This is a genomic window from Chitinophaga sp. Ak27 (genome assembly GCF_012726295.1).
In the GTDB taxonomy this organism is placed as follows: Bacteria; Bacteroidota; Bacteroidia; order Chitinophagales; family Chitinophagaceae; genus Chitinophaga.
The window spans coordinates 353,224-378,111 of record NZ_JABAOB010000009.1; the positions used below are offsets into that span (position 1 = coordinate 353,224).

Here is a 24,888-nt window from a genome sequence, read left to right on the forward strand (position 1 = left end):
TAGATGATCATCATTTGTCGTTACCCCAGAACTTCATGAGCTGGATGTTGGCGGCATATCCGCCGTCGGTCCAGGTACGGAGAATTTTCACCCGGATGTACCTCACTCGGGGTGCATCGAGGGGAACGGTCATTTGTTCTCCAGCTACGGCAGCATCCTTATCGTCCTGGGTGGTTTGGCCTACAGGCAGCCCGGAAGGCTTGATGACGGTATGTTCCACGAGCTTGGTCCAGCTATCCCAGCTGCCATCGCTGGCAGGATTGGTAGAGCCCCAGATTTCGAATTTGCGTAAGTTGTTCTGAAGATAAATCCATTCGTTGGGGCGCTGCCATAGGCCGATGCGGCTCAATCGCGCTGTTACGCCCAAATCGAAAGTGATCCACATGGGCATGCCATCGAGTTTGTCGGCCGAGTGCCAGAGGGTCCCATTCCATAAATTGGGAATCGGTAGTCCCCAGCCATAGTCCACATCTCCCGGTAATTTTACTTCCCTGAAATTGGCTTTATCCAGTAGTTTTTCATAGAAAGGAGTAATGTCTACCAGGAGGGTATCCGACAGGTTGCCCCAGTGGTCGCGTACGCAGAACCCGAATTTCCGGGTGGTAGCATCATAGCCTCTCACAGAGTAATTGCCGCTCGCCAGTTTGGTATAGTGAACATCTGCAGCGCCGAAAATACCGGTGGAGTCGTTAGACAGCGTAACAATGGCCAGGTCGGCCTGGGTTTCATTTTTGAATGAGATGTTCACGCCACCAAAATCGGGCTTTACCACGAGCGATTTGCGCACGTCCAACATGGGGGGCAGCAAGGGTTTTACGGTAGCAGGCACTTCATCGGAAGAAAGCTCGTTGCGGCTTACCACGTATAAGGAAATTTTGTGTGTGGCCGTATCTCCAAATCCATCTACTACGAGGAAGTTGTTGTAGTACGAAGACCTGATCTCGCGTGGTTTGCCATCGCGGATGGTATATACAGCCTTTACATACAGGATGTCTTTATTTTCCGGCAGGCTATACGTTATTTTTGCGCCTCCCGGTAAGTTGGTAACGGTTACATTGCTGATCACCGCAGGTTTTTCGCCGGATGTATTTACCGGCGTATGTAATTCTTTTGAACAGGACATGGCGAGCAGGGAGATGGCTGCTATGTACCGTGAGAGAAATGTATATGGCTTCATCGTTATTGGCAGTTTAAGTAAATGAAAGAAGTTACCATCCGTAGTTCTGCACCAGTTTAGGATTGTTCAGCAGGTCCCAGCTATCAAGTGGCCAGAGGTAATTACGGGTCTGGAAAGTTTGGCGGAAGAGGGTGCGTACGCGATAATAGAATACCGGGTCTGATTGATCCACATCCCATCCGGTAACGGCTTTGTTGAGTTCTTCCATACTTCTTTTCCAGCGACGCAGGTCCCAGAAGCGGGCGCCTTCCATAGCCAGTTCGATGAGTCTTTCCTGTTGGATAATCTGTCTGAAGCCTTCTTTTGTGGTGAACTTCACCGGATTGCGGGAATAGTTGCTCCAGGCAGCTTGCACACCTGGGATACCGGCCCTGGCTCTCACCCGGTCAATATATTTAAATGCTTCTGGCTGAGGGCCGCCCAGTTCATTGAGTGCTTCTGTATAAAGCAGGTAGAGATCTGCCAGGCGTATTTCCGGCCAGGAATACGATTCTATATACAGGCCTTGTCCTTCCTGGATTTCATCTTTCCAGTTGATCAACTTCTTGGCGAAGTAACCGGTCACGTTGTTGTCGTAGATATTTTTACGGGTTTGTATTTGTCCGGCTTTACATTCTATGTGGAAAGTTTTCTTTTGCATCATCCACATGGCGCCATCGAAAGCGAGGTCGGCATAGAAGCGGGGTTCCCGGTTGAAATGTGCGGCTGCGGTGGTATAGCCTTCCAGGATTAGTTCTCCTTCTGCTTTGGTAGCGGTTCTCAGTTTATAGCGGTTGTTGTAGTCCCAGGTAATATCTTCATTGATAGGTACGCCTTTATCGCTATAGAATTGTTCGGCAATTTTCATGGTAGGGGCAAAGGAGCCTACGGGCGATTCGTTGCCTATTCGTGCAGGGTCGAGGCGGGGCAGGGCCTGGCGCTGAATATCATAGGTAGTGGAGTTGGGATTATTCCAGATAATTTCCGGGTTCCATTCTTCGCAGGTGCTATTGCGGATCGACATTTGCCGGGTGAGGGTATCCGATAGCGTTACGCCCAGCTGGGCGAAGGTATAGAGCACCATGCCATTTCTTTCACAGGCGTCGATGGCTGTTTTACAGGCATCTGCAGCTTTCTTCCACTTGCCGGCATCGTAGGCAGCATTGAAGAGGGGTGTTCCGTCATAGTTTTTAAAGCCATTGTAGTCCGGGTTGCCGTTGTACAGGGGACTGGCTGCAGTCACCAGTATCCTGGCTTTGATGGCCAGCGCTATCGGACGGGTAATACGTCCCAGCTCAGTAGACCTGTCGGCGATGATTTCCGGTAAGCCGGCAGCAGCGGTATCCAGCAGGTTGCTGATGTAATTGAATACAGAGTCTACGTGTACGCGGGGCACCTTGGCCGCTTCTGCAGAAGTAGCAATAGGCAGGTTGTGATCAATAATAGGAGCGGGGCCATACATTCTCACCAGTAGCCAGTGATAGTAGGCTTTGAGAAATTTTACCTCCGCAATCCAGCGGTCTTTTTCCGCCTGGCGCATGTCTACTACCTTGTTGATGTTGTCGAGGAAGATGTTGCAGTCCCGCAAGGCACGGAAGTTTACTCCCCATTGCGACATATAGATATTATTGGCGCTGAGAAAGCCTTGTGCAATCTGCCAGGGTGTTTCACTGGTGCTGTACGGGCGTACCATCCAGAATTCATCGCCGGCCGCCAATGCGGGATTGGCGCCGATATCGGAGGAATACGGCAGGTAAGAGTAACAGGTAAACAGGTATTTCTGTGCCTCTGCACGCATGGTAAAGGCATTGTCGATAGTAGCCACGTTATCGGGTACTACGTCCAGGAATTTTTTACAGCCGGCCAGCTGCAGTAACAGGAGGCATAGTAACGTCCTCTGAATGTGCTGGCGGAAGAAGAGGGTATATAATTTAGTCAGTGGTTGTTTCATGTTTGCACAGTTAAAACGGTGAATTAAAGTCCTACGTTGATACCGAAGTTGACAACCCGCTGTACGGGGTATCCAAGCCCGTTACCACCCATTTCAGGGTCCCATGTTTTGAATTTGCTGATCACAAACAGGTTAGACGCATTCACGTAAATGCGGGCATTGGTCATACGGATCCTGTCCAGGAAATGTTTGGAGAACGTATATCCTGCTTCCACTGATTTTAACCGCAGGAAGTTGCCGCTGCGCATCCACCAGGTAGAACTTTGGTTGTTATTATTCACGAAATAGTCGCTCAGGCGGGGCCACATGGCATACAGGTTCCTGTTGCCTTCACTCCAGTGGTCGTCTGCAATAGCCTGTAAGAGTCCATGCTGTCCGCCACCATTTAATACGAAAGGAGAAATGGAGTAGGAGTCAATCCAGAAAGACGACCTGGCAGAGCCCTGGAAGAAGAAGCTGAAGTCTACCTGTTTGTAACCGAACGACCATCCGAAGCCATAGGTAATTTCAGGCACGGTGGGTAAGCCGATAGGTACCATATCTGCATCGGTGATTTTGCCGTCGCCATTTACATCATGGTATTTGATGTCTCCACCCATTACCTGTTGTCCCCAGTTCTGGTAGGCAGAATTGGCTACTTCCTGGTCATCTACAAACAGGCGTTCTGCGATGTAGCCGAAGTTTTGAGAGAGCGACTGGCCCACGCGGGAGCGGTATGCTTCGGGGTATTTAGGCTCTTCATTTACCAGCAGTTTACTGGATGCATAGGTGAAGTTGCCCCTGAATTGTACGAAGGAATTATTCATAAATTCTTTCGTATAGGAGGCGGCAACATCTACACCTCTGCCAGAGGCTTCTCCCACGTTGGCCTGTGTATTGGCATTCAGCCCCATGGTGCTGGGGAGGGTGCTCCGCGTCATCAGGATATTGGTACGATGCTCTTTGTATACGTCTACCTGGAGGTTCAGTGCCTTAAACATATTGATTTCCAGGCCGAGATTTGTTTTGTAGGATTTTTCCCAGGTGATTTCCCTGTTTTCATAGCGGTTCACTGAAACGCCGGGAGAATAGAAACTTTTTTTCTCTCCAAAGTAAGCGCCTTTATTGCCATCGCTCATATTTACATCTGAGAGATAAAAGAAGCGGTCATTTTCGTTACCGATCTGGTCATTTCCGACGATACCGTAGGTCGCTCTCAGTTTCAATACGTTGATGGTATTGGTTAAAGGTTGGAAGAATGCTTCATTATGCATGTTCCAGGCTACCCCGGCAGAGGGGAAAAAACCGAAGCGGTGGTTGCTGGCAAAACGTTCGGACCCGTTGTAGCCGAAGTTAAATTCAGCCAGGTAGCGGGTATCGTAATCGTAGGTAGCGCGGCCGGAAACGCCCTGGTTGCGGTGAGGCAGCGATGTTTGTAGCGTGCCGGCATTGGCGGTGAGGTAGTTGCGCACCAGGCCAATGAGCATACCGGATACGTTGTGTACTTTATTGAACTGCTGGTTGTAGTTCAGCGCCGCTTCGAAATAGGAAGTGGTGTTGAGCGTTTTCTGGCCGGGATAGTAGTTCAGGTATTCTGTTCCATTGGTGTTGAGGGAAGAGAGCTGTGGTGTTTTATCAACATCATATTTCAATGTATAAAAATAAGGTGTATAACCGCGGGTTACATCAAAATAAGAGTAACGCTCTGTATATCCCATGATCCTGCCGGTTAAGCCGGGCAGCAGGAATTTGAAGTCCTGTTTAACTTCGGCCTGCACCAGGAGCGTGGAGGTGTTATATTGCTGATAGCCCGATACAGAATTGGCATAGGGGTTATTATACAGGTTGCTGCCATCGCCGGGCAGGCTACCGAATCCGGGTTTTACGGCGTTACCAAACAGTGGATGTTTTAACTCCGGCGCAAAGCTGGAGGGGTATATGGCCGGAAACATTACCGGGTTGGCCCAGATGGTTTGTGAAAATAATCCTGCGCCGCCGCCAATGGGGCCGTTGTAATCGTCGAATTGTCCGTAAGTACGTACAATGGCTTTCGTAGTAGGCGTGAGATTGATATCGACGTTGGAACGGAGTGCGTAATTTTTTAGTTTGATGTTACTGTTGAAGTTATTGCGCTGATCTACGTTCAGCACGCCGTTGTCTACGTTGTAAGTGCCGGACACATAGAACTGGGCTACCTTTCCACCTCCTTTCAGGTTGAAGTTGGTGCGCTGGTTGTTGGTATAGTCTTTAATCAGCAGTTTAATCCAGTTGTTGTTGGGATACAGCAGGGGGTCATCGCCGGCAGCGGTATGGTCAATTTTAGATTGTGAGTATTGTACATCGCGCAATGGGTTCCGGGTAAGTACGGCTTCATTGGCGAGGTTCATGTAGGTAATGTTATCGGCAAATTTGAAATTGCGTGTATTGGTGGATAATGAATTTTCGAAGCGTACGTTGAGTGTTGTTTTGGCTTCCACGCCGGATTTGGTGGTTACGAGCACCACGCCGTTAGCGCCCCTGGCGCCATAGAGGGAAGAAGCGGTAGCATCTTTCAGGATAGAAAAACCGGCGATATCGTCGGGCTGCAGGCGGGCCAGGTCAGTGGTGCTGGATTCCATACCATCTATCAGGATGAGGGGGTCCACTTTACCGGTACCAAAGGTAGTGATACCACGGATGAAGAAGCTGGCATTGTCTTTCCCGGGTTCCCCGCTACGCTGGAAGGAGATAACGCCCGACAATCGGCCGGCGAGCATGGTGGTGAGGTTGCTCGTAGGACCTTTCAGCTCTTTAGGATTGATGCTGGTAACAGCACTTACCATACTGGTCTTTTTCTGGGTACCATACGCTACTACCACTACTTCTCCCACATCGGACACTTTTTGTTGCATCACAATTTTCAGGAGTCTATCATTTTTTACCTGTACGGTTTGCGGCTGCATCCCTACCATGGTGAACATGAGGCTGTCGCCGATATTGGCTTCAATATTAAACACGCCGGTTTCATCGGTGAGGGCGTTGGTACGGGAGGTTTTGTTGACTACCGTAACGCCTACCATGGGGGTGCCATTCGGTTCCGTTACCTGTCCTTTAATTTTGATGCGTACGTTGTCGGGTACAGAGGACTGGATAACGGGTTTTCTTTTAAGAATAATTGTTTTTTTGAGAATAGAATAGGTGAGTGGCTGATCTCTGAAAACTTCTTCCAGGGCCCGCTCCAGGGGTACATTTTCCTGTGAGTAGTTAACAGGTTTGGCATTGTTGACCATTTGGAGGTCAAATACAAAAACATATCCTGTTTGTTTCCTGATCGATTTCAGTACTTCAACCAGGGGCGCGGCCTTGGCATGCAAGGTTACCTGTTGTACAGGCTCATTCGCGTGCGTTTGCAACACAGCAGACAAGAGTAGTAATAAGGTGAGTTTCATAAAGCGCAATAGTTTTTGGTTCGATAAAAGGGGCCGGTCGGGGCGGCGTTTTTTGTGGAAAGTCTGCTTCATTTTTTCAGGTGGAATTGTAAGTTTAGGTAAAACAGGGTCCGGCACATGAGCGCATAGCTATGCCAGGAGCGGCATTAGCCGCAGCTGGTTTTTCACTGCCAGAATAACTGTTGTTTTTTTTGGTTGTCGTTTAGTTTGGTTGATACATACTTTCTATTATGGTAGTTTTAAGGTCTGACGGTAATTGTTTTATCGGCGATATCAAAATGAATACTTCCTGTTAACTCCAGCTGGCGTAGGATGTCTTTCAGGCTGTCGTGCCTGGAGAATGAGCCTGCAAAGGATTTGTCGGTGGTGGCGCCTTCGTATACAACGGTGAGATCGTACCATCGGGCCAGTTCCCGCATAATGGTTTTGATGTTATCGTTGAATTCGAAGCGGCCGGATTTCCAGGCAACGGCAACGTCGGTATCTACGCGGCTGATGCTGATCCCGGTGTGTTCGCGGTTGATCAGTGCTTGTTGACCGGGTTGCATTTTCCGGGTGATGCTGCCGCTGCTGACGTTAATGGCTCCTTCCAGTAACGTGGTACAGATGTTTTCTTCTTCATATGCCTTGATATTAAAGGCGGTGCCCAGTACCGCTACCTTCATGTTATTGGTTTTTACAATAAAGGGCTGATTGGCTTGTTGGGCGATGTCAAAATATACTTCTCCGCGTATGGTTACCTCGCGGGTGCTATCTTTAAAGGCGGTGGGGAAACTAATAGATGAGGCGGCGTTGAGCCAGGCTTTTGTGCCATCGGGCAAAATGAGCTGGTAGATGCCCCCTTTGTTGGTGTATACGGTATTGATAGTTGGTACTACGGATGGAGCGCTGTTATATGCCAGCACATTTCCCTTTTTACTAACGGAAACGCCTGATTGAACGTCAACATCTGTGGCGGTGGTATGGTCCAGGTCAATTTCCTCGCCATTACCCATTACCAGGCGGGCGTGTTCGTTTTTGGGCCTGGGAGCATGCACACTGGCCATCGGTTTGTTGGTGCTGGTATGGCTCCTGGTATATATTATATAACCTGCGGTGGCAGCGGCGACGAGGGTGCAGGCAGCTACGGTGAGCCGTTTCCATACCGGAAAGGTGTGTACGCGTGCCGGTGCGGGGGCCGCATTTGTTTGCATGATTTCCTGCAACATATTGCTGGCAGTATCGTCCGGCATGGTTTGGTCGTTATCCGTTGCCTGGAGCAGCAGTTCGTCCAGCAATTGCTTAAGCGCTTCATCGTGCGCCGACTGTGCCATCAGCTCCATCAGCTCATGTTGTTCTTCAGGCGTACATTGTTGTGCGTAATACCGCTCAAACAGGTATCTGAATCGGGATGCTGTCATGAATAGCGATTTGATTTAGGTTGCTGTATAAGGGGACTATAAAATGAACCGGATGGGTTAGGGGTTTTGAAAAAAAACTTTTTAGTAAAACAGCCACATAATAACGAGGAAGGTATTGAGGTCCATACGGGCCACGCAGAAGGCGCGGATAGAGCGCATGGCATTGGCCAGGTGTACTTTGATGGTTTCGGGAGAAAGTTGCAGCCGGTCGGCAATTTCATTTCTTTTCAGTCCCTCTTCCTTGCTGAGTTTATAGATCAGCTCCTGTTGCGGCGACAGCTGCGCAATAGCGCGTTGCAGGATTTGTTCGTATTCTTTATGAATAATAGCGGCGTCTTTTATTTCGTTGACTGCTGTGGCCGAAAGTTCGGATGCCGCCAGCTGTTGCCGGGCCATTAATTTCAGCGACGTAAAAATATGATTCCGGGTAACGGTAAACAGGTACGCTTTGAAATGACTGATTTCGTGTAACTCGCCACGCTTGAGCCACATTTTAAGAAAAATATCCTGTACTACATCTTCAGCCTGCGATGCAGAGCCCAGTAAACGGAAAGCAATGGCGTATATACGGTGACGGTAGTGATGGAATACACTGGCAAAGGCATGATCCTCCCCCTGAGCAAGGCTCAGCAATAGTTCCCTTTCATTGTAGGTATTCACTTCCATACGTGGTTACAAGTACAGGCAAATTACTGTTTATATAGATAGGATATTTGCGTTAAATTCGCCGCTAATAATAGTATTTTCTCCTGTTGGTTCCTGGATGCCTGTAATCCGCTATGCTGAAATGTTTTAATTTGCGCTTTCAAACATGCTGAACCTGGATTTATGCAAGTAGTTAATGAAGCCACCTACCAGGCTGCCGTAAAGGTAGCCGGCACTATAGAAGCCCATTTCAGGAAACACCTTTCTGCCGCGAAAGCTAATGGAGAGGAAGACCTGGCTATTGTACCTGCTGCCCGCCAGGTAGAAAAAATTATCGATGTAGCTTTCTGGGCTAGTCTGCGTAAAGAAGAAGGAAATGCCATCCGTATATCACTGGCATTTTTACCGCCGTCGCAGGCAGGCAAGCCGTTGTTATTTGAGAAGCCGATATTGCTCACGCCCCAGCTGCTCACCAAGCTGGCCCCGGGTGTAGAGCGACCCGGTATACATATAGGTGTATGGTTTGAAGGAGAGGAGTTATATGTATGGGGCACCACGATTAAATTGCCTAATCTTTGTTTTGTATTGGATGTATCGGAACCGGGACTGCTGGTGGTGAAACACCGCCGTGCTGCCGGTTTGGGAAAATTCACCAACGTAGCCGTGCTCCGTGGCGACCAGGTAAAAGTGGTGAACGAAGACAGCGGCCTGTTGCCCGATAGTCCTATGATATTAAAATCGTTATTGGGGGTTACCTCTTCCTGTTTCTGGAATAATGGGGTGAATGTATTGATACAGATTGCCGTATCGATGCGGGCACATAAGCGGGGAGGCATTTTACTGGTAACGCCTTCCCATAGTGAGGCGTGGCGCGATTCCATTATTCATCCGCTGCAATATCCTATTTCACCGGCCTTTTCAGGCGTAGCCGACTTGTTGCGGTATGACGGTAAAAGTGTTACAGAAATATTCTGGCAGAATGCCTTACGCCGGGAAGTAGAAAACATCACCGGGCTTACCGCCGTAGATGGCGCCACTATTGTAAATGACCAACAGGAGCTGCTGGCTTTCGGCGCCAAAATCACCCGGGCAAAAGATGCGAAGCCCATTGAACAGGTATTGATGGTAGAACCGATAGAAGGCGGCGTACCCACTTTGCTGCATCCATCGGCTATTGGCGGCACACGGCATTTATCGGCCGCCCAGTTTGTACATGACCAACGCGATGCATATGCCCTGGTAGCTTCCCAGGACGGCTATTTCACTGTATTTTCCTGGTCGGAGCATCAGCAACTGGTACAGGGCCACCGCATAGACATATTATTGTTATAACAACGTGATGAAGGAACGGTATTTTATTATCAATAAACCCAGCAATATGGTGTCCCAGTTTATCAGCTCGCACGAGGTGCGGCTGCTGGGCGAGCTGGATTTCGATTTTCCGGAGGGCACCCATGCCATCGGGCGGCTGGACAGCGATTCAGAAGGACTATTAATTTTAACCACCAATAAAAAAGTGACCCGGCTATTGTTCCAGGACAAGCCACATGAACGCACATACCTGGTAAAGGTAAAAGGCGTAATGACCGAGGCCACCTTGCAGCGGCTGAAAACCGGGGTAGCCATCCCGATTGGACGGGATGCCGTACATGTGTCTACTCCCCGCCGGATCGATATCGTAAACCGTCCTGACGGTTTGTTTGATCATCCCGGGGAGTTACCGCACACCGTGCCTCATACCTGGTTGTTGATCACCCTCACAGAAGGCAAGTTCCACCAGGTAAGGAAAATGGTGCTCGCGGTAAAGCACCGTTGCCAGCGCCTGATCCGGGTATCGATAGAAGACCTGGAGCTGGGAGATTTACAACCCGGAGAAGTGAAGGAGCTGCCGGAGGAAGAATTTTTCCGCTTGTTAAAAATTGACAATTACGGAGATAGATAACCGGAACAGGGTCAATTTAGCTACAGCATTAGTGAAGATCACATTAGGTTAACGGGTCGATTCTTATTACGTTTGCCTTTGGAATCATGCTTTAACGAAGATTATTATGAAGAAATTTTTATGGCTTGCCGGCGCCTTTTGTATCGGGCTGCAGGTAACTTCCGCGCAATCGCCACGCTACCCGATCATTCCCTATCCGCAGCAACTGGAGGCCAGGGCGGGCGAATTTGTGATTACGCCGGCTACCAGCCTGGTGTTGCCCGCCAACCCATCTCCATATATGATAGAAACCGCGCAGCTGGAATTGCTCCTGACCCAGGCATTGGGAAAACCACTGCCAACGGGGAAGAAAGCCGTGAAGGGCGCCATCGTGATGCGCCAGAACCCGGCGCTGGCAGGAGAAGAGGATTATACGCTCGAGGTAAGTAGCCAGGAGCTGCTGATCACCGCCAAAGCGCCCGCCGGATTTTTTCGTGCTATCCAAACTTTGAGGCAGCTGATGCCCGCGGAAATAGAAGATCCCAAGGCGCCCGATCTGAAACGTATTGCTATCCCGGCCATGTCGTTGAAAGACCACCCGGCCTATGGCTGGCGTGGCATGCACCTGGATGTGGCCCGTCATTTCTTCTCCATCGACTACCTGAAGAAATTTATCGACCTGCTGGCTTTATATAAGATGAATAAGCTGCACCTGCATCTGACGGATGACCAGGGCTGGCGGATTGAAATTAAAAAGTACCCTTTGCTCACTTCCCAGGGAGCATGGAGGGAATTTAATAACCAGGATTCTGTTTGTATGGAGAAGGCGGTCAGCAATCCTGACATGGCCATCGATACTTCCCATATCATCCATAAAGATGGGAAAACCCTTTATGGTGGCTTCTATACGCAGGAGCAGCTGAAAGACCTGATCCGCTATGCAGCGGCCCGTCATATCGAAATCATCCCTGAAATAGATATGCCGGGGCATATGATGGCGGCCATCCGGTCTTATCCTTTCCTTGCATGCAGCAGTGAAACCGGCTGGGGTAAAACCTTTTCCACGCCTATTTGTCCGTGTAAGGAATCGACTTTCAGCTTTGCCGAAGATATTTTCAGTGAAATAGCCGACCTGTTTCCGTCCAAATACATTCACCTGGGCGCTGACGAGGTAGAGAAAACCAGCTGGGCCAACTCGCCGCTTTGCGCAGAAGTGATGAAGGCTAACAACCTGAAGACAGTAGAAGAGCTGCAAAGCTACTTCGTGAAGCGCATGGAGAAGTTCTTTCATTCCAAAGGTAAAACCCTCATTGGCTGGGATGAAATTCTGGAAGGAGGGATCAGTCCTACCGCCGTGTTGATGTACTGGCGCGCCTGGGTGCCCGATGCACCGGTGAAAGCGGCCCGTCACGGTAACCAGGTGATCATGACGCCGGGTAACCCGCTGTACTTCGATGGAATACCCGACCGTAACTCCATTTATAATGTATATCATTTTCAGCCGGTGCCCAAAGGGTTAACTGCGCAGGAAGCCACGCATATCATGGGCGCCCAGGCCAACATCTGGACAGAATACATCCCTTCAGAAAAACGGGCCGATTATATGTTCATGCCCCGCATGATCGCGCTGGCGGAAGTGTTGTGGACACAACATGCCGACTATGAAGGTTATCTCCAACGACTCAACGAACAGTATAAACGACTGGACCTGCTGGGCGTTCATTACCGTCTGCCCGACCTGGATGGTTTTACGGAAGACAACGTGTTTGTAGATAAGGTAAACCTGCATATCAAAAAGCCACTAACTGATATGACTATCCGCTACACCACCGACGGCAGCATCCCTGATGAACATGCCACCGTATTGCCGGATAATTACGAGATCAGTGAGCCGCAACAGATCCGCCTGGCAGCCTTTAGCCCGAGTGGCAACCGCGGCGACATTTACACCCTGCGTTACCGCAAAGAAACCTACCGGCCTGCTACCGTGGTAAAAGACGCCAGATCCGGATTAAAGCTTACCTATTATAATGGTACCTTTAAGAGTGCTGCCAAAATAAAAGAAATAGCAGATAGCTCATTGCGTGTAGCCAACGCCGTTATCCCGGAAGGAATGGGAAAAGGTGGCGGTCCGTTTGGCGCGCGTATCAATGGGTACATCAATGTGCCCACTACCGGTATTTACAGCTTTTACCTGACGGTAGATGATGGTGGTATCCTGTATATCGACGACCAGGAAGTGGTGAACAACGATGGCTGGCATGCGCCTTTCCAGAAGAGCGGACAGGTAGCGCTGGAGAAAGGCTGGCATCCATTTAAAATTGCCTTTGTAGAAGGTGGTGGCGGATACACGCTAAAGCTGGAATACAGTGTAGATGGTGGTAAGCTGCAGCCGGTGCCTGACAGCTGGTTTGGAGCGGGGAGATAAGGATCACGCAAAGGAGCAGAAACGCAAAGAAGAAAAAGAAAGAAAAAAGCAGCAAAGATATTTGCTGCTTTTTTCTTTCTTTTTCTTCTTTGCGAGATCAGAGGCGGTGGTTATAAATTTCCAGCGCCTCCTGGTCATCATACTCCAGAATCAATGCTTTCAGTTGTTGTAAAAGCTGCTGTTTGATCGCTGCATACGAAGGGTTGTTGTATACATTCTTCAGCTGGTTCGGATCTTTCTTCAGGTCGAAGAGTTCCCAGCTATTAACGCCTTTATAGAAGCGGGCCAGCATATAATCTTTGGTGCGCAGCCCGAAGTGTGGCGACACATGATGTGGTTCCGGGTATTCGTAGTAGTGATAGTAGGCTGCTTTGCGCCAATCCTTTACGGGTTGGTGTTTCAACAGGGGCAGAAACGAACGCCCCTGTATTTCGGATGGTATTTTTGCGCCGGCAATATCCAGGATGGTGGGCGCCCAGTCGGTGTTGGATACCAGGGCGTCGAGTTTAGTGCCGGGTTTTATCACGCCGGGATAGCGTATAGCGAAGGCCGTTTTCAGGGACTCGTTATAGATAAAGCGTTTATCGAACCAGCCATGTTCGCCGAGGTAGAAGCCTTGATCAGAGGCATAGATGACGATGGTATTTTTGCTTAGCCCGGTACTGTCGAGGTAATCCAATATTTTACCGATGTTCCTGTCGAGCGATTTGGCCGTAGCATAGTAGTCTTTCAGGTAGCGCTGGAATTTCCATTTCACCAGCTCTTTCCCGCTGAGCTTTTTCTCCTCAAAATCTTTCGTGATCTTATCCCTGTAATAATGGTTGAAGGCTTGTTGCTGCGCTTCGTCCAGGCGGCGGTATTCGCCCTGGCGGATATAAAATTCTTTCAGTTCAGTTTCGCTGAAGCGCCTGCCGGGGTAGTTTTTCTGCAGCCATTGTTGCAGGCGGGGTTTATCCTGCTCATAGTTTTGCAGGCCGAAGGGCTGGTGCACTTTTAGGTCTTCCGCCAGGCGCATGGTTTTATCGATGGTCATGTCCTGGTCTTTGGCGGCTTCGCGGGTATCATAGGTATCAAAGAAAGTAGTGGGGAGAGGGAAGTTGATATCGTCGTAGGCGCCGAGGTCTTGTATCTCCGGTAGCCACTCGCGGTGCGTGGCTTTTTCACCGATCACGGCAAAGAAGGGCTTGGACGTATCCCTGCCCTGGAGCCAGTTGAAGAAGAAGTCGGAGATCAGGTTGGTGACGTAGCCTTTATAGCGGATGGTATCATTGTTATTATTGATGAAATCGGGATTGTAATAATGTCCCTGGCCGGGGAGGATATTGAAATAGTTAAACCCGATAGGAAGGCTGCCGAGGTGCAGTTTCCCTATCCAGGCGGTCTGGTAACCGTTTTGCTGCAGCAGTACGGGGAACGTTTCCTGGTGTACATCGAAGGTTTTTTCATTCAGCGTATAGCCGTTCTTGTGACTATACTTGCCGGTGAGCAGCGTAGCTCTACTGGGGCCGCAGATGGAGTTAGCCACCAGGTTGTTGGTAAGCAGGGCGCCGCCGTGTGCAATCCGGTCGATGTTGGGCGTTTGTACGAGGCGGTTGCCATAGGCGCTGATGGCCTGGTAGGCATGATCGTCAGAAAGAATAAAAATGATGTTGGGTTTTGACTGTGCTATCGCCATGCCAGGCAACAGGAGTGCCAATGCCAGGAGAATCCTTTTCATATATCGTCGGTTTGGTCGTTGTTGATGGATCCTTTTTCCATTCATGTTGGTGGAGCATGAATGCCATCCCGTTGTTCGGGCGGAATGGGACAGGATTGGAAAGTGGGCTAAAAGTAATATAGAAATCCTGTATTCGCAACTTTTGTGGGGATCTTTTCGGGCGATCGTTTTTTACTGGCGGCAGATATTTCCTTATTTTTGGCACCGTATGCGTATTATCACCATTTTATTGTTGCTGTTAACCATGGGCGTAAGTGCATTTGCTACGGATGCGGCGCTGGCCCGAACATTGGAATCACTTACTTCCCGTCAAAAGACGATCCTTTATCAATATGGCACCTTGAGCGCCTGGGCGTCGCCTGCGCAGGCGGATAGTTTCTGGCGCATGCACCAGCCGGAGCTGGGCCGGGTAACGCGGGAAGAAGCCGGCCTGTTGGCCACTGAGTTGTTGAATAATACGGAGCTGGTATATGCCATCAAGCATCCTTCGCGTTTACAGGCGTTGAGAGGCGTATTTACCGCTTCCCGGTTGTTGATCGGGCTGGCGGCGCTGGTAGGGGCTTTTGCCGTTATACAGCTACTGGGACGGTATTTGCCGGATGTATGGCGAAGCTTGCTGAGGTATCTCTCTCCCTTATTCCGCTGGTTATTTTCTCCGAAGATGCTTACCTGGGAACTATTGGTCCTGGGAATGGCCGCCATTTACGGAGGCCCGCTGCTGGGCAACCTGGAGATTAGAGCCGTTGTTATCCATACGGGGTTGGTGCTGCTATGGTCGCAACTAACGGCCATCTGTATACGAATCCCATTTGTGAAGTACTACAGTAAGGTGATAAAAAATATTTTTGACGACGACCAATATACACCCCTTCAAGCTTTCCGCTATGTGGGCGTGCCAGCGCTGATCACCACGGCGGCGGTGTGGTGGGTGATGCAGCGGTGTGCCGACAGCTGGTATGCTTACGAGCTGATAGTGCCGCTGATGATTGCTGCATTTGCCTTGCCGCCGGTGCGGATGATGGAAGGGCGGCTGAACCGTGTATTGTTGCCCTTTGGCAACAAGCGGCGGTGGAGGGCCAAAGATGAGCGTATGGCCACCTATATCGTAGTATCGTTAGTCGTGTGGGTTGGAATGTTATTGTTGCCGGTAGTATATAAAGAATCGCTGTTGGTGCTGACTATCTTCCTGGGATGTGCGCTGCTGGGCCTGTCGATCGAAGAGGTAACGAATTGCGGTATTCCCAACTACATCTGGCTACAGGTAGTGACGCTCGTATTTTTGTGCGCCGTAGTGCTGGCAGGCGCACAGCTGGAGGCGTTGTTACTCATGTGGGCAGGCCTGGGAGGCTTACTGCTCTATGTGCTGATCAAATACTGGGAACTGCCGATGGTACTGGGTTGGAGCTGGAAGAATAAGAAGGCCTGGGGCGCGTTGGGCATGGCGGTGCTGATATGGGGAATCGCATTGCTGATACGTTCGCGGCCGGAATGGTTTGCGATATTCCCAGCAAAAATTTAATGCAAAATTTGATGTAAAAGCGTATTTTTGCGCACCTTTCTGCATCGTATTTAACTTATTTTAAGATACGCGTAGATCTGAATAACGTACTGACAAGGCTTCTCAGGGCCTCCAAGGCGTTTGCAGGGTCTGCGCTTTTTTTTGCCCCGCCACTAGTACCAAACTCCTTTACACCAGATATACCCCAAAGAAGTACCTTTTTTATGAGCGGTTATGAATCGCCGGAAAAATGTAATAAATTTATTAATTGTATTTTGTACGCTTAATTGATTTTAAATCACGTTATGGTGAAAACACTCGCACTCCTGACATTGCTGGGCTTAGGCAGCAGTGTGGCCGCGCAGCAAAAGGCGCCGGCCTATCCGTTAATTACACATGACCCTTATTTCAGTATCTGGTCGGCCACCGATGAGCTGAATGGCAGCGCTACCCGGCATTGGACGGGCACCACCCAGGCCCTTACCGGCCTGGTAAAGGTAGATGGTGTTACTTACCGCATTCTCGGTAAAGAAGAACCCAGTTACCAATCGCTCGTACCCACCAGCGATGAACGGCCTTACTCCGTAAAGTACACCGAACAGGCGCCCACCGGCGACTGGATGCAGGCGGCCTACGACGACAAAGGCTGGAAAACCGCGGCAGCGCCCTTCGGCGATGAGCCGTCCAAAGGAGGCACGCTCTGGAAAAGTCATGACCTCTGGACCCGCAGAACCTTCGACGCAGGGAATGTGGCTAACGCAGACCTGTTCCTGAAAATCTCTCACGATGATAATATTACTGTATACCTCAACGGTGAACAGATCTATAACTTAAAAGGCTGGCTGAATAAATATGTATACATCGCTATTCCCGAAGCCGCCAAACAAAAGCTCAAAGCCAAAGGCAACGTGCTGGCCATTCATATAGAAAACACCGCCGGCGGCGCTTTCCTGGATGCCGGCATCGCCCGCCTTATGCCGCCACCTGCGGGACAAACCATTGAAAAGGCCGTACAGAACAGCGTTGACATCAACGCCACGCAAACCATATATACCTTCACCTGCGGCAAGGCTGATGTAACGCTCACCTTCACCTCACCACTGCTGATGGATGACCTGCAACTGCTATCCCGCCCGGTATCGTATATTGCGTACCAGGTAGCCGCCAACGACAATGCCACTCACCAGGTACAGGTGTACTTTGGCGCCTCTTCAGACATCTGCGCAAACGTGCCCTCACAGCCCGTTACCGCTTCAAAATACACCAACGGCGGCCTGTCGATCTTAAAAGCAGGCACCAAAGAACAACCCATCCTGAAAAAGCAAGGCGACGACCTGCGCATCGACTGGGGCTATATGTACGTAGCCGCGCCTAGCGCCACCCGCCCACAACAGTATATCAGCACTGCCGCCGATGCCGCCGCCGCTTTTGCCAAAGGCCGCACCGCCAGCACCACCGCCGATAAATCGCTGGTGCTGAATACCGCCGTTGACCTGGGCGCGGTCACCAGCACCCCTAAAGAACAGCTGTTCCTGCTCGGCTACGACGATCTGTACGCCCTGCAATACTTCCATACCAACCTCAAAGCCTGGTGGAAAAACGATGCCACACAAACCATCGACAAACAACTCAACGCCGCCTACAACGACTACGCCACCATCCTGGCAAAGTGTAAACAGTTCAACGAACAACTGCACAACGACGCCGTAAAAGCCGGTGGCGAAGCCTACGCCGCCCTCTGCGAACTGGCCTACCGCCAGTCCATCGCCGCACATAAGCTGGCAAAAAGCCCGCAGGGCGATATCCTTTTTCTTTCTAAAGAAAATTTCAGCAACGGCTGTATCAACACGGTAGATGTTACCTATCCATCGGCGCCTTTATTTCTCTTATACAACCCCGATCTCCTGAAAGGCATGATGAACGGCATCTTCTATTTCTCCGAAAGCGGTAAATACACCAAGCCCTACGCCGCCCACGACCTGGGTACCTATCCCATAGCCAACGGACAGGTATATGGCGAAGGCATGCCCGTAGAAGAATCCGGCAACATGCTCGTATTAGCTGGCGCCATCGCCCGCGCAGAAGGCAACGCCAACTACGCCAAAAAACATTGGGCCACCCTCACCACCTGGGCCGAATACCTCATGAAAGAAGGCTTCGATCCCGCTAACCAGCTGTGCACCGACGATTTCGCCGGTCACCTGGCCCGCAACACCAACCTCTCGCTCAAAGCCATTGCCGGCATCCGCTCTTACGCCATGCTGGCCCGCATGCTCGGTGATGCCGCCGCCGCAGACAAATACGAAAGCGCCGCCCGCGACATGGCCGCCCACTGGATACAACTCGCCGACGACGGCGATCATTTCAGTCTCGCTTTCGAAAGTAAAAACACCTGGAGCCAGAAATACAACATGGTATGGGATAAAGTACTCAACTTCCACCTGTTCCCCGCCAGCGTATACAAAAAAGAAACGGCCTTCTACCTCGCACACCAGCAACCCTACGGCCTTCCACTGGACAGTCGTAAAACCTACACCAAATCAGACTGGATCCTCTGGACCGCCGTACTCACCGACAACGCCGACGACTTCCGCGCACTTATAGCACCCGTTTATAAGTATGCCACGGAAACGACTACACGCGTACCACTGAGCGACTGGCACGAAACCACCGATGGTAAAATGGTAGGCTTCCAGGCGAGGAGCGTAGTAGGGGGGTACTTTATGAAAATGCTTCAAGCAAAATTTAATCCGGATGGAGATAAATAATTCAAAATGAATTTGGAAGTAAAATAGAAATTACTATCTTTGCACTCCGTTAAACAAAAACGGGGTGCATGATTCCCTAGCTCAGTTGGTAGAGCAATACACTTTTAATGTATGGGTCTTGGGTTCGAGTCCCAAGGGGATCACAGGAGAAACTTGAAACCTGCGCGCTGCGCGGGTTTTTTGTTTTTGGTCTATTTGTTAGTCTATCAAAGTGCGAAATCGCTTTTTGTGGTTATTTAGTTTTATTTGGGTTGACTTATCGTTACTAAGTTACATCATTTAGACATTAAGCGGATATTAGTTCCCAGTTATAATTCCAGCGGGATCACAAGCAACTTCTAAAACCTGCGCTAGTCGCGGGGTTTTGTTTTTTAGTTGAGTTCCTTCTATATAGCCTCAATTTGTTTCCCATACTTTATACTGGTTAACTAGCTTTTACTAAGATACGAAAATCTGTATTGAGGTTTACCGTTCTATTTACCGTTGTGAGATCAAGTAAAGAAGATGCAAAATAGTTTTGGATGTGGGCCTTTCAATTTCGTATATTTATAGACATTGTTGTTTTATTTACCTAATAAATACAAGGATATGAGAAGTTTGAACATGAAGCGGTTGAAATCCTTTTTCACCTTTGACCTCCCCGTTAATTACAGTTACATTTATTCCCGCTTTCGCAAGACCCATAAGGGGCAGCGTGACATTTACGCTAGTTGGCCGGCAGAGGCAACACGCCGTCAGTTGATTAATGAGTATTGGAGTAATGCGCTATGGCACTATTTGCTTTTGTTTGTTTTGGCCGATGTTGTTGTTTTCTTTTACAGTGGCCAATTCAATGCGATGTATATGCTTGCAGGTGTGACGTTGGGAATGGTTGCCTATCTGCCGGTGTATTTCCTAATTTATCGGCCGACCTTTACCGGTGATTTTTTGCCAAAGCTGGAAACGGTGATAGCAGCCTATGAAGGCAGTGAACGTGCATGGCAGGAAAAGTGTAAACAAGACCAATTGACTAACCGTGCTTTGGTACTTTTGTTCTACGCATTTGACAAAGCCAGCAAAGCTAATTACCTAACCCCCAGTGATAAATGTGCAGACCTGTTGCACAAAATTTTCGGGTCAAGTCCTGATGGAATCAAAAAGGCACTTGACCTGATCTTTAAGAAAGATAAAAGGGCCAAATTGGAGCATCGTCATCTTGTAGAAGTGGGCAAAAGTTTTGAAGAAGCCTATGCAATTTTAGAAGCAATGCAATTTGATGAAGGTATCCAACGGCTAAAGCAGTTGGAGCAACAATTCCAGAGGCCCTAATATCATTTATAACATACTGCCAAAACCTTCCTTTTTCCGCCAAACAAGTGTATTTAACTTGTTTTCTTTTTCCTGAGCAACCATATATGCCGTATAAATCGGTATAATATGGCAAAGAGAGAAAGAAATGTGCAGACGGCAGCGCCAATACCGTTTCCGATTGAGCCGAAACAGTATTGGCAAATGTTGTGTGAAGAAAGTCGGTTAAATGGAGGGGTAACCGGTTTGCATCCCGATGTACGATACCTCCGGCCTCATCAATGATTCCCTCATATAAGCTTGATGTGTAATCACTGTTACTTTGAGTGAAATAGGGAGTAATAGTGGAGTTGTATTCACTTGCTCTCTAAAAACGGGCATTACTCCTGTTTCACTGGCGGTCGGAGAAAAATTTGAAAATTTATCGCGGCTCCGCCATTAGTGAGGTAGTTTAATATTCAAAATAACCAGTGAATGGGCTGGAAGAATAATCTTTCCATTTTTGATCACTATAGATCTCTTAATGGGTATTACTCTGTTGGGAGTATCTACATCGTTGAACGCGTTTTCCGAATCACCTGAGAGTACAAATTCGCTCGCATTTCCATCGATATTGCCTAAGTCAATATCACATTCTGCCTCTCTTTCCGGATGCTTATTCACCAGGGATATGGAATAGAACTTTCGATCGTCACTACAAGTGACGATGGCATCAATTGCTGGAACAGAAGTTGTTCCGTTACTTAATGTATCAGATTTAATGAAAGAAGATATGATGTTAGGCTGGAGATTATTTGCGTACATATTCATTACATGATATGTTGTCCGTTTTACGATACCTTCTGGTGACACATATATAGGGCCTGTTGTATTAACAATTGGAGCCATGCAGGCCATTGCAACATATTCTGAATTGCGAATACATGAATTTAAGAAGCACGCAGAGAAAAGAGCATCAGCCATAGTGTAAGTTGAGTTACTATCATTCTTATCTCTAGCTGCTATATCTTGTCCTTTTATACGATTCCCCTGATCCGGATGATGCCAACCTCTTAAATTCCACTCGTCAAAAGCAATTTTTATTTTTTTATCGTAACCGGTCTTTTTAAGAATATCGATGGTGTGCTTAATTTGTTCTTCGGGTTGGGTTGTTTTGAGCATACAGCTAATATAGTCAGATGGGCTATAGTTTTGATTAAGTATATCCCAGTATCCATGAATCGAAACATAACTTAAATGTTGACCTGCTCGTTCCAATAGTGGAGTAGTCCAATTATCATCGGCAAGGGCTGCCGCGAAAAGTTTAATGGAATGATCTACGTTGAACATTAATTTGGCTGCTTCTCTTACAAAATACCCCCATTCGTCCACCGTCTTAGCGCCCATTTCCCAGAATCCGTAGTTTTCATTACCGATACTCCAGTATTTAACATTATAAGGTTCTAAATGGCCATTGGCAATCCGCATTCTCCCAAATTTTCCAATATTTAAGTTACAGTATTCAATCCAATCACTCATTTCTTCCGGTGTGCCCGTGCCTGCGTTTGTGCAAATAAACGGTTCTGCGTTAATTTTCCTGCACCAAGCTATATATTCGTCAGTTCCGAACGTATTTGGATCTTCAACATGCCATGCTTTATCATAGGCAGGTATTCTGTTTTTTCCAACCCCATCGAGCCAATGGTAAGAGGAAACAAAACAACCACCTGGCCAGCGTACTACCGGCACTTTAAGTTCCCTTAGAGCCTGTATCACGTCTTTTCTGAATCCCTGGTCGTCTGAAAGTTTTGATCCTGGTTCGAATATGCCGCCATATACCTGTCGATGGAAGTGCTCAATGAATTGACCAAAGATCATTCTACTATACGCCTCCATACCTCCATTCTTGTCGATTCTTAATTCAGCATGCAATTTCTTTTGAGCAAATACAGGGAGGGAAGTTAGAACTAAGTAAAACAGTATTAAGCTAACTAAATATTGAATTTTAGTTGATTTCATATGTGAGAATTATTGTTTATGATGTAGTGCAAAGCGAAAAACTGGATTATTTTTTAATGTCTAAGAGCGATGGTGCTTCGTAGGGAAGACTTTTGTGCAAAAAGTGCGGATTCAACAAGATGAATTCTTTGTAGATCGAATGATTTGGAAAGACCAAATGTTTTACTGTTTTCATACGAGTGGAATTTTATAATTGTCAGTATGACAATAAAATGGAAAATTAGTACTTTTTTTATGGCAATACAATTAGCTTAAATGTCTTTTTGATAATTTCGCTAGTGAAGTCCTAACGAAGGGTATCCATATATTTGAAACAATGGACGACGGTTACTAATTAAGATAAGCAGTATACCTAAAATAGGGGGTGAGCTTCGTATCTGTTGAAAACACTGGTAATATGTCCTTAACGGTGGTTGAAGAAAACTTGTATCTATAAATTTCTAAGTAATTAACTGACTTTGATCTCTGACTAAGGTGAATTGATTTAGCAGGGATGTATGATGGAACTCCTGGTTCTATCCCTATTAATGTCACAGTAGAAAGAAGGCTTTGGATCGGCCTTTTGCTTAGATTATTGTTTCCAAGTTCTTTTGATCGGTATCATTGTCGGCGTCTTTATTTATTAAAGAAGATACTTAATTGCTGCTCACAGAATTAAGTACCTTCTTTACAAGTTTTGCCCTCATATTTGACACATTCATTAACCTTTACGCGTCATTTAGAAATTACTTTCCCCAGAAAACATCCTCAGCTTCCTGGTCATCGGAAAATAACCAAATCCCAGTAATTTTCCCCTCATTTACCTCAAATAAATCAACACCTGTCATATTGATACTTCGGTCATCAATGGTGCCGCTAAAGCGTACAGGCATGACAACAATATTGTCATTAAGCATTAAATTACCATTAGGTTGTAAAACGAAGGAGCCTTTGGTGGCTGCCATCATGCCTCCAAGCATTTTTCCAATCTCATCGGCTCCGCGTTTTATTCCCGAAAATTGGTTGGCTCCTGGCTGATGCCATTGAACGCCAGCACTGAAAAATGAAAATGCGGTAGCAACATCCCCTTTGCCAAGGGCTTCCGCATATGCCTGTACTACTTCTTTTGCTGTCATTTACTCTTGCTATTTATGATTAAGAATAATGAGCTAACTTGCTCTTTTAATATAATGATTTATTAGAATGTGGGATTGTTATTTGCTCGTTCATCAGGCATCGGCATCATGGCATCCCAATGCTCAACTAACTTATCATCTTTCAAACGATAAATGTCAATGAACCTCCATTCCTTTCCTGCCATTTCATAACGTGAATGGAGGATAACAATATCATTTTCTGCCACAATATGTTTAAATGTTATTTTTTGTTTAGGTATCCCTTGTGAGGCGAGCATTCGTACGAGGGCTTTTACTCCCTCGGGACCGTCAGCTATTGTGGGATTATGTTGGATAAAATCCATGCTCATGTAATCATCTATTGCTGCGATATCTAAATCGCCAAAAATTTTCTGATACGCTGTGATAGCTATTTGCTTGTTATTTTCTTCTTGTGTCATAACACGTTTTTTTAGTTTTTGTTGTGCAAAATAATGGCATTGCCTACTTTTGTACAAGTACTTACCTGTTGGTGTCATACCTACTTACAGGTTAGAAACATTGATTATCAAATGGATAAAAGTCAAGAAATAATTAAGCAATCAGATGAGAATTGTCCGGTAAGGAGATCTTTGGCCTTATTGGGCGGCAAATGGACATTGTTAATATTGTTCCAAATTAATGGAAGAGTAATCAGGTACGGTGAGCTAAAGAGGGGTATTCCAGGAATTAGTGAAAAGGTATTGATACAGGAGTTAAATTTTTTGGTCAAGAATAAATTGGTTTCCAAGAAATCATATTCCGAAATACCACCGAGGGTTGAATATCAATTAACAGATTTGGGGTTAAAGACAATGCCAATCATCGATAGGTTAACTTCGTTCGGGTTGGAAAATTTGTGATTTACTATTTCCTAGGTAAACTGCAATACACAATTTTCTAGATTACTACCAGACACCCAGATGTGGCGAAACGTTATAATGTGAAAAAATAATAAGTTAGTTAGCTACTGCCAGATCCTTCCTTTTCCCGCCAAACAAGTATACTTAGCCTGTTTTCTTTTTCATGAGCAACCATATTTGCCGTATAAATCGGTATAATATGGAAAAGAGAGAAAGAAATGTGCAGACGGCAGCGCCAATACTGTTCCCGATAGAGCCGGAACAGTTTTGGCAAATGCTGCGTGTATTGGTGCGTGAAGAAGTCAGCCAACTGGAAAGGCAGCCGGTACGTACCCCGGCATATGATACCCCCGGCCTCACCTATAAGCCCCTCTATAAAATTGGTGAGGTCTGTCAGCTATTTCAGGTTACCAAGCCTACTATTTACGACTGGATAAAACACGGCAAACTAAAGCCGTACAAAATCCGGTCGAGGGTCTATTTTCTTTGGAACGACATACAGGGATTGTTGCAGCCCGGAGAACAGCCAAAAGAATGACAGGCGGTGTTGCGACCTGTCGCGGAGATCGGGCGGGGCTGCTCTACGCAGGTCCCGGCCCGCAAAGATCGAACGGGCCGCCTATGGCATCCCGTTCACGGAGAAAGCACAGGCGGCGTTGCCACCTGTACGCGGAGATTGGGCGGGGCTGCTCCACGCAAGCCCCACCCGTGAAGAT

The 24,888-nt window shown here is 47.8% G+C and carries 17 protein-coding genes and 1 tRNA gene; 9 read left to right on the top strand and 9 right to left on the bottom strand.

Going from position 1 to position 24,888, the window contains the following annotated elements; translation table 11 throughout:
- Positions 1–10: 10 nt before the first annotated feature.
- From HGH90_RS26640 to HGH90_RS26660, 5 genes are all read right to left on the bottom strand, one after another.
- The gene (locus HGH90_RS26640; protein ID WP_168762793.1) at positions 11–1,177 is read right to left on the bottom strand and encodes a DUF5000 domain-containing lipoprotein; all 1,167 of its coding nucleotides are present in this window, start codon (positions 1,175–1,177) and stop codon (positions 11–13) included.
- Positions 1,178–1,208: 31 nt separating this feature from the next.
- Positions 1,209–3,107 (bottom strand): RagB/SusD family nutrient uptake outer membrane protein, encoded by a 1,899-nt coding sequence (locus tag HGH90_RS26645; protein WP_169192280.1) that lies wholly within the window; start codon positions 3,105–3,107, stop codon positions 1,209–1,211.
- A 23-nt stretch (positions 3,108–3,130) separates the two neighbouring features.
- Positions 3,131–6,514, bottom strand: a complete 3,384-nt coding sequence (locus tag HGH90_RS26650; protein ID WP_168762795.1) for a TonB-dependent receptor — start codon at positions 6,512–6,514, stop codon at positions 3,131–3,133.
- Positions 6,515–6,753: 239 nt separating this feature from the next.
- A complete protein-coding gene (locus HGH90_RS26655) occupies positions 6,754–7,914 on the bottom strand; it encodes a FecR family protein (protein WP_169192281.1) in 1,161 nt (386 codons plus the stop codon).
- A gap of 81 nt (positions 7,915–7,995) precedes the next feature.
- Positions 7,996–8,580, bottom strand: coding sequence for an RNA polymerase sigma factor (locus HGH90_RS26660; RefSeq protein WP_169192282.1), 585 nt, complete (start codon positions 8,578–8,580; stop codon positions 7,996–7,998).
- A 162-nt stretch (positions 8,581–8,742) separates the two neighbouring features.
- On the opposite strand from HGH90_RS26660, the gene HGH90_RS26665 reads away from it, so the two are divergent.
- The 3 genes from HGH90_RS26665 (at position 8,743) to HGH90_RS26675 (ending at position 12,908) form a co-directional block, all read left to right on the top strand.
- Positions 8,743–9,891, top strand: coding sequence for a putative sensor domain DACNV-containing protein (locus tag HGH90_RS26665; protein WP_168762798.1), 1,149 nt, complete (start codon positions 8,743–8,745; stop codon positions 9,889–9,891).
- Between the two features lie 7 nt (positions 9,892–9,898).
- Positions 9,899–10,501, top strand: a complete 603-nt coding sequence (locus tag HGH90_RS26670; RefSeq protein ID WP_169192283.1) for a pseudouridine synthase — start codon at positions 9,899–9,901, stop codon at positions 10,499–10,501.
- Between the two features lie 106 nt (positions 10,502–10,607).
- Positions 10,608–12,908 (top strand): family 20 glycosylhydrolase, encoded by a 2,301-nt coding sequence (locus tag HGH90_RS26675; protein WP_169192284.1) that lies wholly within the window; start codon positions 10,608–10,610, stop codon positions 12,906–12,908.
- Between the two features lie 97 nt (positions 12,909–13,005).
- Here HGH90_RS26675 and HGH90_RS26680 read toward each other — a convergent pair whose 3' ends face one another.
- On the bottom strand, positions 13,006–14,625 hold the full coding sequence (locus tag HGH90_RS26680) for a sulfatase (protein ID WP_169192285.1): 1,620 nt from the start codon (positions 14,623–14,625) through the stop codon (positions 13,006–13,008).
- A gap of 208 nt (positions 14,626–14,833) precedes the next feature.
- Between HGH90_RS26680 and HGH90_RS26685 the strand changes: the two genes are divergently transcribed.
- The 4 genes from HGH90_RS26685 to HGH90_RS26700 all read left to right on the top strand — a co-directional run bounded on the left by HGH90_RS26685 (position 14,834) and on the right by HGH90_RS26700 (position 20,199).
- On the top strand, positions 14,834–16,144 hold the full coding sequence (locus HGH90_RS26685) for a hypothetical protein (RefSeq protein ID WP_169192286.1): 1,311 nt from the start codon (positions 14,834–14,836) through the stop codon (positions 16,142–16,144).
- 284 nt (positions 16,145–16,428) lie between these two features.
- Positions 16,429–18,891, top strand: a complete 2,463-nt coding sequence (locus HGH90_RS26690) for a glutaminase family protein (RefSeq protein WP_169192287.1) — start codon at positions 16,429–16,431, stop codon at positions 18,889–18,891.
- 70 nt (positions 18,892–18,961) lie between these two features.
- A tRNA-Lys gene (locus HGH90_RS26695) sits at positions 18,962–19,034 on the top strand.
- A gap of 445 nt (positions 19,035–19,479) precedes the next feature.
- The gene (locus HGH90_RS26700; RefSeq protein ID WP_169192288.1) at positions 19,480–20,199 is read left to right on the top strand and encodes a hypothetical protein; all 720 of its coding nucleotides are present in this window, start codon (positions 19,480–19,482) and stop codon (positions 20,197–20,199) included.
- Positions 20,200–20,616: 417 nt separating this feature from the next.
- Here the strand turns inward: HGH90_RS26700 and HGH90_RS26705 are convergent, their stop codons facing one another.
- The 3 genes from HGH90_RS26705 to HGH90_RS26715 form a co-directional block, all read right to left on the bottom strand.
- Entirely contained in the window at positions 20,617–22,176 is a 1,560-nt protein-coding gene (locus tag HGH90_RS26705) for an alpha-L-arabinofuranosidase C-terminal domain-containing protein (RefSeq protein ID WP_169192289.1), read from the bottom strand.
- 725 nt (positions 22,177–22,901) lie between these two features.
- Positions 22,902–23,291, bottom strand: coding sequence for a nuclear transport factor 2 family protein (locus tag HGH90_RS26710; RefSeq protein ID WP_169192290.1), 390 nt, complete (start codon positions 23,289–23,291; stop codon positions 22,902–22,904).
- A gap of 62 nt (positions 23,292–23,353) precedes the next feature.
- Positions 23,354–23,731 (bottom strand): nuclear transport factor 2 family protein, encoded by a 378-nt coding sequence (locus tag HGH90_RS26715; RefSeq protein WP_169192291.1) that lies wholly within the window; start codon positions 23,729–23,731, stop codon positions 23,354–23,356.
- A 111-nt stretch (positions 23,732–23,842) separates the two neighbouring features.
- Between HGH90_RS26715 and HGH90_RS32315 the strand changes: the two genes are divergently transcribed.
- Both HGH90_RS32315 and HGH90_RS26725 read left to right on the top strand, forming a co-directional pair.
- The gene (locus HGH90_RS32315; RefSeq protein WP_169192292.1) at positions 23,843–24,172 is read left to right on the top strand and encodes a winged helix-turn-helix transcriptional regulator; all 330 of its coding nucleotides are present in this window, start codon (positions 23,843–23,845) and stop codon (positions 24,170–24,172) included.
- A 199-nt stretch (positions 24,173–24,371) separates the two neighbouring features.
- Positions 24,372–24,710 (top strand): helix-turn-helix domain-containing protein, encoded by a 339-nt coding sequence (locus tag HGH90_RS26725; RefSeq protein ID WP_169192293.1) that lies wholly within the window; start codon positions 24,372–24,374, stop codon positions 24,708–24,710.
- Positions 24,711–24,888: the final 178 nt, after the last annotated feature.